We start from the raw sequence: 12,376 nt of genomic DNA, 5'->3' as shown, positions 1-12,376 counted from the left end.
CACCTCACCCTCGGAAAAAGTCGCGGACAGCGGCGACGACCTGAAGGGCGTCCTCTTCACCCATGTGCTCCCCGATGGGCAAGCTCAAGAGCGTCGGGGCCTGTTCACTCGCGACGAATGCCTCTTCGTGCTGCGGATGGTCGGCGTAGGCGCGTAGCCTCGGCAGCGCGATGGGATAGTGGATACCGCTCTGGATACTCGCATCAGCAAGGTGCTTCTTGAGCGCGTCGCGACGTGACGTTCTTATCACGTACAAGTGGTAGGCGTGCCGTACATCAGGCCGCACCTGTGGGGTAACCACATCCCCTACCCCCTCGAGCTCGCGGCTGTAGACACGAGCAACAGCGTTTCGTGCGTCGATCCAGTCATCCAGCTTGGTGAGCTTTACCGACAGCACCGCCGCCTGCAGCCCATCCATGCGGCTGTTGCGGCCCTCGAACTCGTGGTTGTACTTCTCCACACGGCCATGGTTCGCGATCATGCGGCAGTGCTTAGCCAGTGCCGCATCGTTGGTCACCATCGCACCCGCATCGCCATACGCGCCCAGGTTCTTGCCGGGATAGAAGCTGAAGGTGCCGATCGAACCGAAGTTCCCCACGGTACGACCACCGATAGAAGCGCCGTGCGCTTGCGCACAGTCCTCGATGATCTTCAGTCCGTGCCTATCCGCGATGGCGATCAATTCCTCCATGGGTGCCGGTTGCCCGTAAAGGTGCACCGCCACGATTGCCGAGGTCTTGTCGGTGATCCGTCGCTCGACGTCGGCAGGGTCGAGCAGATACGTACGCTCGCCGATATCGGCGAACACCACCTTGAGTCCGGCGCGCGTCACCGCTTCGCTGGAGGCAACAAAGGAGTTCGCCGGCACGATCACCTCGCTCCCCGGCGCCAGCCCCAGGCCTTCGAAGGCGATCTCTAACGCATCGGTGCCGTTAGCCACGCCGACGCAGTGCTCGACGGCCTGGTATTCGGCAAATGCCTGTTCGAAGCGCTTCAGCCCCTCGCCGCCAATGAACGCACCGGTCTCGATGACCGATTGAATGGCCGTATCGATCTCCGGCCGTAATGACTGGTACTGACCAGGCAGATCAAGAAATCGGATCACGCCAACCCCCGGATAAATCTAGCTGGGTTGCCGGCATAAATGCCCGGCTTGGAAATATCTTTCGTTACCACCGACCCGGCGCCGATGACGACGTCGTCGCACACGGTCACGGGCATCAAGGTGGCATTGCTACCAATGAACACGCGCTGACCGATCACCGTCTCGCCCCACTTCGACTTATCGCCGCCGGCGGGTCGACCGGAACTAAACGAGTCGTTAATGAACATGACACCGTGCGCCACGACCGAGTCGTCACCGATGCTCACCAGTTCGCATAGAAACGAGTGAGATTGGATACGACACCGCTTGCCAACGATCACGCCAGCCTGAATCTCCACGAAGGGGCCGATGAAGCTATCGTCCCCAATCTCGCACTCGTAAAGATTGACCGGCTCGACCACCTTGACGCGCTCGCCGAAGGTGACGTCTCGAAGGCCGCTCTGCAATAGCGTCGGCCTGTTCATGTGCGCCTAATCACGTTCACCGAGCCGACACCGCTGCGGCGAGAAGCGCAGGGGCACTTCCTTGCCGGTTTCGATCGACTCGTAGATCGCAGTGATCAACTCGAGACTCTTCCGACCTTCGAGACCGTCGACAAGCTGCTGAGTCTCGTTCTCGATGCTCTCCACCACGTGCTGGTAGTACTCGTTGTGGCCAAAACCGTAAACGTTTGGCGGGTTGGTCGAGAACTCTTTCAGCACCGTGTCGTCCTCAGCCAGAGGATTCTCAAAGTGCCAGTGGCGAATCTCGTTCACGGCGAAGCCGCCGATCTCCACAGCGCCGCGCTCGCCCAGTAGCGATAGGGAGCCCTCCAGGTCGCGGGGTCTCACGGCGGTGGTCGCCTCGATGACGCCGAGGGCGCCGCTCGCAAAACGCAGCGCCACGACGGCCGTGTCTTCTGCTTCGATATCGACCAGGGCAGTCGAACTGAGTGCGTAGACACTGCGAACGCTGCCCATCATCCACTCGAGTAGATCGACATGGTGGCTGGCCTGGTTGGCGAGGACACCACCGTCCAGGGCCCACGTACCGCGCCAGGCATCCTGGTCGTAGTACGCCTGCGTGCGACACCAACGAACGCGCACTGTCCCCATCACCATACGGCCAAAGCGCCCTGCATCGAGCGCCTCGCGGAGCTTGACGACGGGTCGATTGAAGCGGTTCTGCTTCACAACGAACAGCCTCACGTCATTGCGGTCGCAGGCTTCGATCATTCGATCGGCGTCTTCGAGGGTGAGCGCCATCGGCTTCTCGACGATGAGATGCTTGCCAAAGCGCGCCAGCTCGATGACGTGCTCCGCGTGGTGACCGCTTTCCGTCAGCACGACCAGACCGTCAACGTAGTCCTGCTGCGCCATCTCGCACATGTCACTGAAGCAAGGGACGTCGAATTCATCCGCGTACTTTTGGGCTCGGGAAAGGTCTTGGTCGCACACGGCCGCCAGCTGCGCGCCGCGAATCTGGCCCTTGCCGAGCAGGTCAGCATGGCGCCGGGCTATGCGACCGCAACCGACCAACGCAAATCTAATCAATGGTGTCTCCCATTTTGCTCGCAGACATCTCGCAAGCACTTGATCCGAGGCCGCAATTAGACAGTTCGGTCATCGGGCGGGTCAAGCGATGCGCCTCGGTTACGAGAGGTACGATCACCTCTCCAACGTCGCTATCTCGGTGCTACCGGGCGGGGGGTACGCGGTCAGCAAATCACGCCTCGACGCGACCTCCACCAATTGCTCAGGCGCTCCCAAGCGCCGCAACTCACCAGCCACCAGCCGAAGTGCGGTAGCCCTAGAGACGATGGACACCACGGTGTAGAGCACCACCTTGATGTCCAGCCATAACGATCCATGATCGATGTGGAAGAGTGACAAGCGACTCTTCCAGGGACGGATCTTCTGGTTGTAGGCAAGATCCGGGTCGGACTCTCGACTGAGGATGTGCCCCTCGTCGGCAAAGACCACAGAAGCGAAGTCGGTGATGCCGGGGCGCACCGAGAGGAGCCGCTTTTCCTCCTCCGTGTAGAGTTCCACACCCCATTTCATGACGTTCGGTCGCGGACCCACCAGGCTCATGTCACCTATGAGTACATTGATTAGCTGCGTGACCTCGTCGAGCTTCAGCTTGCGGATGAGTCGACCAACCTGGGTGATGCGAAGATCGGCATCGGAGGTCGAGGTCACCCCGGTCTTCGCCGCGTTCTTGACCATCGAGCGCATCTTCACCATGCGGAAGTTCACCTCTCCCTTGCCCACGCGATCGGCGATGTACAGGGGAGAATGGCGATCCTGTAGCCACACGGCGAAAGCGGCGAGGAGTAGAACGGGCGAGGTCACGAGCAAGCCAGCACCGGAGACAACGATGTCGAGAACTCGTTTCACGGGTGATTCTGCGCGACGACTTGCTTGATACGCGAGACGATGCTCTCGGCGTCCAACTGGTAGTGGCGCCGCAGATAGGTCTGCGAGCCAACCACGCTCGAGTACACATCGTCGAGTCCTACGCGTAGCAAACGCACGCCGCATCCGTGGTCTGCCAGTACCTCGGCGACCGCTCCGCCAAGTCCACCGACGACCGAATGTTCCTCGACCGTGACGATCAAGTTCGAGCGGGCCGCTGCTCCCAGGATCGTCTCGACGTCGATCGGTTTGATCGTAGAGAGTTCAACTACACCACAGGAGATACCCTGCCCGCCCAATCGCTCAGCTGCCTCCAGGCATTCGGCGAGGATGCCTCCGGTGCCCACCAGGGTGACACCATCGGCTGCGACTAGCGTGCGGCCCTTGCCCAGGGCAAATCCGCCATCGGCGGGTTGCTCGAGGCCGGCGGACGACTTGTCGATGCGCATGTAGCTGGGCCCCGGATGCGCCACGAGCGCGTCTACGGCGGTGGCGGCCTGCCACGGATCGGACGGCACCACCACCTGCATAGCGGGCAGCGCCCGCATAATGCTGAGGTCTTCCGTGGCATGGTGGGACATGCCCAGCTGGCCGTAGGAAAATCCGCCCCCAACGGCAAGCACGTTGACGTTGAGGTCGTGATAGCACACGTCGTTGCGCAGCTGTTCCAGGCACCGCAGCGTCGGGAAGTTGCCGATCGAGTAGGTGAATACGACGAAGCCTTCCAGCGCCAACCCAGCGGCCATGCCCGTCATGTTCTGCTCGGCCACACCGGCATTGATGAACTGCGACGCACACTTGCTGCGGTATTCGTCGAGCACGCCAAACCCCAGATCTCCGGTGATCAGCATGATCCTCGGATCCTCGAGCGCCAGTTCGGTCAGGCGCTTGACGACATGATCACGCATCGCCGAGTTCACCCATGGCTGCGTCGTACTCCTCACCCTGCGGTGTGCGGTAGTGCCAGAGCACCGCATCTTCCATGAAGGAGACGCCCTTGCCCTTCGTCGTGCGACAAACGACGCAGAGCGGCTTGTCATCATCGGGCTCACGCGCCAAGGCGTTGGCGATCGCCTCGTGATCGTGGCCGTTCACATCGCGCACGGTCCAACCGAAGGCCTCCCACTTGTCCACGAACGGCTCGAGGGCGAGCGTCTCTTCCACCGTCGCCAGGCTCTGCATGTTGTTGTAGTCGATGATCGCAGTGAGATTGCGAAGGCGATGGTGGGCGGCGAACATCGCCGCTTCCCAGTTAGAGCCTTCATCGCACTCACCGTCGCTCAACAGGCACACCACGCGGTGCTCAGCGTTCTTGAGCATCGCTGCCTTGGCCATACCCACGGCGACGCCAAGACCATGGCCCAAGGAACCCGTTGAGAGTTCAACGCCCGGCACGCCCTTGTGCGAGACGTGACCGCTCAGGATCGAGCCGTTCTGGTAGTGCTGGTCCAGGGTTTCCACATCCATGAACCCCGTATGCGCGAGGGCGGCGTAGACCGCTGCTCCGGCGTGCCCCTTGCTCAGGATGAAGCGATCACGTTGCGGCCAATCCGGTCGTTCGGGGTCCACGCGCAACACCCGCCCGTACAGGACCGCCATGATGTCGCTCATCGACAGCGCCGATCCAACGTGGGAGCTCTTGCCTAGATGCGTCATCCTCACCACGCTACGGCGAATCCTGTGGGCGAGATCTCGCGAGTGCTCACTAGATGTCATCGGCAGATGTTCCCAGGTTCCTGTGGTGGATCAGTCGAGTACGGCGTAGCCGATATAAGGGTCGAACGAGCAGCGCTGCAGCCGGAAGCGATGGTCCTTGAGAAACTCGAGCATCGCTTGGGTCTCGCCGGGCCACAGAGGGTTGTCCAGCTCATCGAAGGCGACTACCGCTCCCCGTGGCATCCGAGGCAAAAACGTCTCGAGAGCCACCCGCGTCGGTTCGTACAGATCGAAATCCATGAACAGCAGGCTCACGACCACGTGCGGATTCTGCTCGACGAACTCGGGGATCGTCTGAGTCGCATCACCCTTGATCAGGGTCAGCTTGGGGACGTGACCCAAGAAGCGCGTTGAGTCGTGCACGGAGGCAAGCTCTTCGAGCTCTTCCTTCGCATCGGCGGCCAAGTCCCCCTCGCGCACGTGCTGGGAGCGCTCGGATCGATCTTTCTCGGACAAGCTGGGGAAGCCCGCGAAAGTGTCGAAACCGTACACCCGTCGGGTGAGGTTGACGGGTTCCAGGATCGACGAGAACTTGCACCAGGACATCACCCCATACCCCTGGTTGACGCCGCACTCGACAATGGAGCCCTTCACCTCGAGCACCAGCTTGAAGATCTCGTACAGCGCGAGGAAACGCGTGAGATTCTGCCGACGAACGTATTTTGGGAAGTTCTCGAGTTTGGCCTCCCAACTGGTCGGATTGGAGTCGAAGCACGCTTTGTTGCGCGCCCCCTCTTCCGCCTCAGTCTGCGTTCGCAGGCCGCCCGAGACCTTCGTTTCCTTACTCAACGTGGGGTCCCCCTAGTGCTTGCTTCGTGTGGCTCAACCGTAGAACCGCTCAATCTGGTCGCACACGTAGTGCACGTCTTCGTCGGCCAACGCCGTGTTCATCGGCAACATGAGGAAGCGCTTCGCCATCTCGTCGAGGGTGGGCAGCTTCACGTCTTTTCCAACGGCACTAAGGTCGTTGAGCATCTGCCCACCCCACTGCAGGATCGTGCCGACGCCCTGCTCCGCCAGGAAGGCCTTGAGGCCGTCGCGATCGTCCGCTTCGACCTCGTAGTTCTGGTAGATATCGAAGTGGCGCGAATCAGCATCCGGCGCTGGCGGTAGACGCAGCGCATCGATGGAGGCGAGGCGCGCCTGGTAGATGCTCGCCAACGCGCGACGCCGCTCGATCTCGTTGTCGTAGTTGGCAAGTTTGGTGTTGAGGATGGCGGCGTGCAGATTGTCCAAGCGAGCGTTATAGCCAAAGCGGGCCACATCTCCATCGTTGCCGCGACCGTGATCGCGCAGCGAGCGCGCCGCCTCAGCAACGGCGTCGTCGTCGGTGCACATGGCGCCGCCATCACCGAAGCAGCCGAGCGTCTTGGACGGATAGAAGCTGAACGCACCCGCCTTCCCGAAGGTTCCCGCGAAGCGCCCTGCGTAGCTCGATCCAAGCGCCTGGCAGGAGTCTTCCACCATGATGAGGTCGTGCTCTGCAACGACCTCATTGATGCGATCCATGTTCGTGGTCCGACCGTTCAGCTGCACGGGCATGATGCCGCGCGTACGCGGGGTTATCGCCGCTGCCACCGCGTCGCCGCTGATCAGATGATCCGGCCCGCAGTCGACGGGCACGGGGGTGGCGCCGCAATGGTGTATCGCTGCCGCGGAAGCGACGAATGTGTGACCGGACACGAGTACTTCGTCCCCGGGCTGGATCCCCGCTGCGCGCAATCCGATCAGCAAGGCCATGGTGCCGTCAGCCACGCCGATCACGTGCTTCACACCCAGGTAATTCGCGAGCGCAGACTCGAACTCCGCCAGTTCCGGACCCATGATGTAGAAGCCGCTTCGCAGGACCTCACGAAGGGTCGCCAGGTACTGGGTTTCATCGCGGGCAAACAACGCCGGATAGTCAAAAAAGGGGATCTTCCTCATGCAACTCGCCTCAAATATCGATTGTCAGTGGCACAAGCGGTAACAGGGCAATCTGGCCAGCCTACCCTCGCGACGGAGTTCACCCGCCACGGCAAAGCCGGCCCGCCCCATGCCCGCGCGGGAGGCGCTGTTGGACGCCTCGACGATCATGTAAATCGGTCTGCTCTCACCAGCCCAAGCTGCAATGCGATCCAGCACGTAGGGATACAGACGCTTGCCGCGAGCCTCAGGTACGGTAAAGCATCCGCCGATCTCCACACCTGACTGGGTGCTGTCCAGCCAAGGCATGTGCAAGTCCGTCGGGGTGACCACGCTGTAATGCAGGATCGAGCGTCCGCCGCCGACGTACGCCCAAACCCTCACCGCGCCGACCTGACTGAGGTGCGTGGCGGCGTAAAGCGTTGCCAGGGCGAGCATCTTCACGTACTCCACCCCGGCCGCGCGCAGCCCCGTCACCAGCCAGCGCAGATTGAAGGGCGAGAACTCGACCACCTCGCCCTCGAGCAGAGGCGTCGTGGCCTCGCGATCTGGCTTAGGGTCCAGCCTGTACAGCAAATACTGCATCTTAAGCCGTGCGCCGCCGTCCGGCGCGCCGTTGCAGGCTGTTGGCGAACACACCCTCCATGATCTCGCCGCCTCGATCGAGAGAGATGCGCCGGCGGTAGAACTCCAGCCCCGCCTGCCCCATGTGGTGGAGCTCGGCCCGATCCAAAGCCGCGAGTTCGAGCATCGCACCGGCCATGGCATCGGGATCGTCGGGCGTACACACAACGCCTGCGCCACTCTCCGACACCAATCTGGCGGTATCGCTGGTGGCAGCCATCAGCATGGGAATACCCATCGCCAACGCCACCTGGGTCTTGCTGGGCACGGTCCATCGGAGCAGCGGAATGTCGCTGAGGTGCACGAGCATGGCGTCCGAGAGCGCCGAGATGGCCGGCATATCGGTGTAAGGACGGCGCCCATGGAAGCTGACGTTCGTCGCACCGAGTTCTGCGACGAGCGCTTTGAGTCGCGCCTCTTCCGTACCCGTGCCGATGAGCACCAGCTTGAGCTTGGGCGCGCGCTCGGCGATCTGATGGGCCGCCCGTATGGCCACTTCCAGGTTCTGAAAGACGCCGAAGTTGCCGGCGTAGATCAGGTTGAAGTCGCCAGGCGAGAGACCTAACTCCTGTGCCAGCTGGTCATCGCGCTCCATCGGATGGAACAAGGACTCGTCCGCCCAGTTGTACACCACCTCGATCTTGTCCTTCGGCACGCCTCGTTCCGCGAGCACCTCGCGCGGGACATCAGCCAGCACGGTGACCGCATCCGCCTGCCGATAGAGCAGATTGCACCACCAATGGAGCACGCTCGTGGACACACGCTTTACCCAGCCGTCGCCGAACATGCCTGATTCCACGGCCGAGTCGGGCCACATATCGGACACGTGATAGACGTAAGGGATACGCCGCAGGTACTTCAGCACCAAAGCGGGAATGCCCAGGGTAGGCGGCGGGCTCACGGCAAAGCAGATGTCTGCGCGCTTGGCAGCGGCAGCACCGATCGTAGCCGCCGATAGTGCGAAACTCACGTAGTTCGCAACACGCTTCAGCGCCGATTGATCGTGACTGGGGTAGAGCGGCACACGGATGACGGGAACGCCGTCCATTACCTCACGCTGTAAGGGTCGCACACGATACCCGTCGTAGACCTTGCCGCCAGGGTAGTTCGGCACGCCGGTGATGACTTCCACCTCATGGCCGCGCGCGAGCAGCCATTTGGCTAGCGGCAGACCTCGGATCGCCCCAGGCTCAGGATCGAACCACTGGGTCAGGAACAGGACCCGCAGCTTGCGCCCCCCCGTTCCCAGGTCAGACGACTCGGCGTCGTGCGTCGCGACGGCGGCAGGCGACGACGGCATATCAGGTGTCACGGGATGGGTCATCCGTTGAAGCGCGCGGCGCTGGGGGTCGCGTAACGATTGAGCCAGAGATCCAGCATCAGCAGACCGAACACCTCACGGGAGAATTTGGAATCCGCCGTGAACCGCGCCTTCTTCAGGTTGTAGTGGTCGCGGAAGGGGGAATCCATAATGGTCTCGCGGATGCGATCGGCAGACTTATTGACGAAGGTGCCGATCGGCGTCGTGAAGCCCATCTTGTCCTTGCGGTAGATCACCGAGTCGGGGATCTGGCCACCGGCGATCTTGCGCAGTTTTGACTTCAATTCACCATCTTCCAGGAAGGCGCCCAGATCGACGTGCTGCAGATGACGCAGGAGCCGCTGATGCAGCAACGGAGGACGACTCTCGAGGGAGTGACGCCCGCCCATCTTGTCGTCGATGTTGAGGAGCCCACGCAGGAAGTTGCGCTGATCGAAGCGCATCATGGCGGCGAGTTCATCTTTCTCCCGCTCCAGGGTGGCGTCGAACTCCGTTTCGAAGGAATGCTTGGCGGCATCGTCGTAGAAGGGGTAGAGGTCGAGATCGCCTTTCTTGTGGGTCAGCTCAAAACGCTGCGCGGCGCCCTCCAGCTTCATGACGCGCTCGAACAGACCGCGATAACTGTCCTGTCGACACTCGCCGCGCGCCAGCATAAACCGCACATAGCCGGCGAACAGCTCATCGCCGCCGGTGCCCGTCAATATCACCTTGTAACGGCGCTTGACCTGGGAAAGCAGGTCTTCCAAGGGCAGGATCACCGAACCGATGGTCAACTCGTCGAAGTCTTCCACGATGCTCGCCAACTTCGGCACGAGCTCGAAGTCTTCCTGCGCATTCACCGTGAACAGCCGGGTGTCCATGTCGCGCACCACCTGCTGCGCGTAGAACGTCTCATTGCAGTCGGGGTCGGAGAAGTTACAGTGATAGGCGATCTCGGGCGCCGCGATGCTGGTGATCAGGCTGGAGTCGATGCCGCCGCTGCAGAAGGTGGTAAAGGACGTGTCGCTGATCGTGGCGGACACCACGCAGTCGCGCAGTAGCGCACGCGTCTCGTCCATCCAGGCCTCGTCCGGCGCCACCCCTTTGCCGCCGTGGAGCGAAGTGAGCAGATCCTCGTAGCAGCGCATCTCGAGCTCGCCGGTGTCGAGGTCAATCTCGACGACGTGCCCCGGCAGCACCTTCTTCACGTCTTTGAAGAACGTCTTGTCGCCGAACGTGTACTGATAGCGCACGTATTCGGAGAGCGCGAGATAGTCGAGCGTGAGGCCACCGCCGAGCGTGTCACTGATCGTGCCCAGCATAGACGACACCACGATCTGACTACCCGACTTGTAGTAGTAGAGCGGCTTAATACCGATCTGGTCGCGCACCAGGAACAGCTTGTTTTCGAGCTTGTCGTATAGGACGAAGGCCCAAAACCCCTCGAGCTGCGTGAGGATCGCCTCTCCCATCGCCGTCCAACCCTCGAGGAGAACACCGGCGTCGTTGGCGTGGGATCCGATCGGGCGATCCCCGGCGAGGCGTTGCTTCAGGTCCCCGAAGTTGTAGATCTCACCGTTGTAAGCGAGGACGAACCGATCATTTTCCATCGGTTCGTCGTTGTCGTGCCCCAACCCCAGGATCGCGAGCCGGGTGTGGCCCACATTGAGCTTGCCATTGCTCCAAAATCCGATGGCATCGGGTCCGCGATTGCGCAAACTCTCCAGCAAACTGTGAGAGAAGGGGCGGTCGAGGCCGGCAATAGCTAACAGTCCACACATATGGGTAGGAACCTAGGTCGGCAGGTGATCGTCGAGGGTCTGGCGCGCCGAAGGCGCGCGTACTAAATCAGAAGTCGGTGGCTTGCGCAATCGACGGTCGATGTTGGCGGAACCAATCAACGGTGTGCGCCAAACCGGTGTCCAGCACCGTGTCTGGGGCGAGTTCGAGGATCTCTCGCGCTCGGGTGATATCCGCTTGGCGGGTCTTGCTGTTATCCCATGAACGCCGCGGGGCGTAGAGGATCTCGCTGCTGGACTCGGTGAGCGCGATGACCATCTTGGCCAGGTCTATCACCCGCGTTTCCCGCCCGGTGCCGAGGTTGATCGCCTGGCCGTGCGCCGCCTCCACGCTCGCACAACGGATGAGACCCTCAACGAGGTCATCGACGAAGATGAAGTCTCTGGTCTCCTCACCCGTGCCGGTGATCGTCAGCGGGCGATCGTGGAGCGCCAGCCAGATAAAGTTGGGAATGACGTTGCGGTAGCGCCCCGGCACTTCACCCGGGCCGTAGGAATTGAAGAAACGGCAGCGGACGCTGGAGACGCGCTCGAGGTAGTAGTTGCAGTAGAACTCGCCGAGCGCCTTGGTGATCTGGTACGGAGTGTCCAGGTGCAGGCTGACCGGCATGTCTTCAGCGATCGGACCCTCGATGCCGTGCCCAGCGATCGAACAGCCAGCGGACGAGTACACGACGCGCTTGGCGTTGTGCTCGGCCGCCCATTTCAACACCTGCAGCGTGCCGGCCCCGTTCGTGTGGAGGTCGTCCAGCGGGTGGTCGACGCTGTTCTGATTAGCGAAAAACGCCGCCAAGTGGAAGATGTGAGCGTCGGCGGCATCGAAGTCACCGCCGAAGAAATCCACCACGTCCGCCTGGATGAACTGCACCCGCGGGTCGTCCGGCAACAGCCAGCGGTAACCGGAAGAGAGGTCGTCCACCACGTAGACGGTCTCGGCACCCGCGTCGAGCAAGCGCTGGGTCAGGCGGGATCCGACGGCGCCGGCGCCTCCCGTGACTATGCACGTGTTAAGCATAGGTTCTCCAAAGCATTGATTTGCCAATTATAGCAAGTAAGGGATGGCGAATCGGTATTCGGACACACTCACCGTTGCAGCGGCGCCGCGGACCGAGGACGCGCCGAGGCGTCGCGTCTTACGGTCACCAGCCAACCCGGGCGGTGCCAGCGGGACCGAAATCCGCCGGCGAAAAAGCCGGCTGGGCATTCGGCAGCGATCCGCTCATCAGCAGCAGGCGCGCGCGATTATGCCGCGGCACGTCGGACCTGTCGCGTTGATTTTGTGGCTTTCTCAAAGCAAGACGCGGAACAGGCTGCTGCCGATGGCGACGAACCACTGCCCGTCTATGTAGATCGCCCGACCGGCGCTGGTTCCCACCTCATCAAGCTGACCATCCGGCAGCGCGCGGTATCGCCGACCTCCGCTCGTCAGCATGACTTCTCCGTTTTCAGCGAGTCGGTCGATGCGGCTGCTGTCGCCGAAAATCGTGAGCTGGCGGCGTTGCCCCGACGAGTCGTACAGCCACACGTGGCT

The 12,376-nt window shown here is 61.9% G+C and carries 13 protein-coding genes; all 13 read right to left on the bottom strand.

What is annotated here, in order from left to right; genetic code table 11:
- Positions 1-4: 4 nt before the first annotated feature.
- Complete coding sequence (locus tag AAF184_14000; protein ID MEO0423447.1) at positions 5-1,105, bottom strand: DegT/DnrJ/EryC1/StrS family aminotransferase; 1,101 nt, start codon at positions 1,103-1,105, stop codon at positions 5-7.
- Entirely contained in the window at positions 1,102-1,569 is a 468-nt protein-coding gene (locus AAF184_13995) for an acyltransferase (GenBank protein MEO0423446.1), read from the bottom strand. The genes AAF184_14000 and AAF184_13995 overlap by 4 nt, the downstream gene beginning before the upstream one ends.
- A 6-nt stretch (positions 1,570-1,575) precedes the next feature.
- Entirely contained in the window at positions 1,576-2,637 is a 1,062-nt protein-coding gene (locus AAF184_13990) for a Gfo/Idh/MocA family oxidoreductase (protein MEO0423445.1), read from the bottom strand.
- 114 nt (positions 2,638-2,751) lie between these two features.
- A complete protein-coding gene (locus AAF184_13985; protein ID MEO0423444.1) occupies positions 2,752-3,483 on the bottom strand; it encodes a sugar transferase in 732 nt (243 codons plus the stop codon).
- Entirely contained in the window at positions 3,480-4,409 is a 930-nt protein-coding gene (locus AAF184_13980; GenBank protein MEO0423443.1) for a transketolase C-terminal domain-containing protein, read from the bottom strand. The genes AAF184_13985 and AAF184_13980 overlap by 4 nt, the downstream gene beginning before the upstream one ends.
- The gene (locus AAF184_13975; protein ID MEO0423442.1) at positions 4,402-5,217 is read right to left on the bottom strand and encodes a transketolase; all 816 of its coding nucleotides are present in this window, start codon (positions 5,215-5,217) and stop codon (positions 4,402-4,404) included. The genes AAF184_13980 and AAF184_13975 overlap by 8 nt, the downstream gene beginning before the upstream one ends.
- Before the next feature lie 30 nt (positions 5,218-5,247).
- Positions 5,248-6,006 (bottom strand): class I SAM-dependent methyltransferase, encoded by a 759-nt coding sequence (locus AAF184_13970; protein MEO0423441.1) that lies wholly within the window; start codon positions 6,004-6,006, stop codon positions 5,248-5,250.
- A gap of 33 nt (positions 6,007-6,039) precedes the next feature.
- Positions 6,040-7,143 carry a DegT/DnrJ/EryC1/StrS family aminotransferase gene (locus AAF184_13965; GenBank protein ID MEO0423440.1) on the bottom strand — a complete coding sequence of 368 codons (1,104 nt, stop codon included), beginning with the start codon at positions 7,141-7,143 and terminating at the stop codon, positions 6,040-6,042.
- A gap of 24 nt (positions 7,144-7,167) precedes the next feature.
- Complete coding sequence (locus AAF184_13960) at positions 7,168-7,698, bottom strand: hypothetical protein (GenBank protein ID MEO0423439.1); 531 nt, start codon at positions 7,696-7,698, stop codon at positions 7,168-7,170.
- Between the two features lie 10 nt (positions 7,699-7,708).
- Positions 7,709-9,058, bottom strand: coding sequence for a glycosyltransferase family 4 protein (locus tag AAF184_13955; GenBank protein MEO0423438.1), 1,350 nt, complete (start codon positions 9,056-9,058; stop codon positions 7,709-7,711).
- 8 nt (positions 9,059-9,066) lie between these two features.
- Positions 9,067-10,827, bottom strand: a complete 1,761-nt coding sequence (gene asnB, locus AAF184_13950) for an asparagine synthase (glutamine-hydrolyzing) (GenBank protein ID MEO0423437.1) — start codon at positions 10,825-10,827, stop codon at positions 9,067-9,069.
- Positions 10,828-10,894: 67 nt separating this feature from the next.
- Positions 10,895-11,860 (bottom strand): NAD-dependent epimerase/dehydratase family protein, encoded by a 966-nt coding sequence (locus AAF184_13945; GenBank protein MEO0423436.1) that lies wholly within the window; start codon positions 11,858-11,860, stop codon positions 10,895-10,897.
- Positions 11,861-12,133: 273 nt separating this feature from the next.
- The coding region (locus AAF184_13940; protein MEO0423435.1) for a hypothetical protein at positions 12,134-12,376 on the bottom strand (243 nt) is incomplete at its 5' end.

It is taken from the genome of Pseudomonadota bacterium (assembly GCA_039815145.1).
In the GTDB taxonomy this organism is placed as follows: domain Bacteria; phylum Pseudomonadota; class Gammaproteobacteria; order Steroidobacterales; family JBCBZW01; genus JBCBZW01.
Note: the sequence above shows the minus strand (reverse complement) of the source record. Positions and strands in the feature narration are given on the sequence as shown.